We start from the raw sequence: 1,671 nt of genomic DNA on the forward strand, positions 1-1,671 counted from the left end.
CCTGGTATATTGTAATTGACCCATCTAGCTGGTCATTTACAACATACATCTCCTTTCTTTCAACCTTTAATAACCGTAGTTGAAGACGGTTTTGTTAATTTGTAAAATTGAATATGTGAATGTGGATTTGTATATTTATACCCTGTAGCTTGACTACTTTAGGGAGGTTCTTACCACACCTTATTCCAAAACAGTGATTAGTTAGATGAGTCTTTGAATTCGTATTTTGAACCAGGTTTTGTGGTCTAAGTGTTGTGGATAACCATTTTCACAAATTTTAATCAAGAAAGGATGTTTATTTATGAAATTAGTTGGTATCGATGTTGGAAAGAACAGTCACCACTTCTGTGTTATGGATAAGGAAACTGGTGAATTCAATGTTACACCTTCTTCTTTTTCTAACAACAAAGAAGGATTTGACTTTCTGATCAACTCTCTTAAACCATATTCTAAAAAATCAATTCTATTAGGTATGGAAGACACTGGGCATTACCATGTTGCTCTTCTTAAATTTCTTCTTAGCAACGGATATACGGTTGCCTTGATCAACCCTAAAACCACTGATCTCACACGCAAGATGGAAGGTGGCATTACTAAGAATGACAAACTGGATACAATCACCATTTGTGATGTCCTCGATACTCCTGAGCGCAAGAAACAGTATCGTATTACTAAAGTTGACCGTTTTGATTTATATGAACAAAGACAATTGACTCGTCATCACCATAATCTAAAGGAAGAACTCAATATATACTGTAATCGACTACAGAAATCAATTGATCTTGTTTTTCCTGAATTCAATACCTTATTCGGTTCTAAATATGGTGTTGTTTACATGAATCTTCTTAAAACGTTTGGCAGTGCTGAAGCTATCGCTTCTACAGATATTCGTACAATTCGTAAATGTTTTGAAATCAAAGGTAGAGGCGGCCGCATTTCATTGACTGCTGAAAAGTTAAAAGAATGTGCTAAGAATTCTATCGGAATCTCTTCTGAAGTTGAAACTATACAGATCAAACACTTGGTAAGCCAAATCATGCTTATTAAAGAGCAAATTGCTGAAATAGATAAAAAAATAGAAGAGTTCTCGATCAAAAACAACTCTCCTATCCTAAGCATTCCAGGGATTTCTCATTTCTCTGGTACTTCTATTTTAGCCGAATTAGGAGATATTGGCAATTATTCCAAGCCTTCTCGGATCATTAAATTTGCAGGAGTAGCCCCCTATCACTATGAATCGAGTCAATACAACGCCCAGCACACTGCCATAACTAAGAAAGGATCTAAATATCTTAGAAAGACTTTGTATCAAGTCATACTGCCTGTAATTAACAATAATCCTGTATTTAAGAAATACTATCTATTGAAGATATCTCAAGGTAAAGGACACCGTTGTGCTCAAGGTCACTGCATTAGAAAGCTGCTTAGAGTCATTTATCATTTACTAGAAACAGGACAATCATTTGATCCTGCATTATTAAGATAAGACATATGCATCTAAAGCATCTGAACTTTTAAAAAATCATATTTTAAAAGTTCTTTTCGTCATGCCTAAATTTAATCCAATATTCACATTTTCAAAGATCAATTTAAAACTAACTAAAAAATCTAGTTATTTTGTATTTTCAAACTTTTTCATAAAAAATACTTGAATTTTATATAGTTAGCTCC

Annotated in this window: 1 protein-coding gene; it reads left to right on the top strand. The window is 33.6% G+C overall.

All coding sequences use genetic code 11. The annotated features are described in order from the left end of the window. Nucleotides 1–301: 301 nt before the first annotated feature. Nucleotides 302–1,486, top strand: coding sequence for an IS110 family RNA-guided transposase (locus tag KTQ83_RS11685; RefSeq protein ID WP_217285050.1), 1,185 nt, complete (start codon nucleotides 302–304; stop codon nucleotides 1,484–1,486). Nucleotides 1,487–1,671 lie beyond the last annotated feature (185 nt).

The organism is Holdemanella porci, assembly GCF_019052655.1.
Lineage (GTDB): Bacteria > Bacillota_I > Bacilli_A > Erysipelotrichales > Erysipelotrichaceae > Holdemanella > Holdemanella hominis.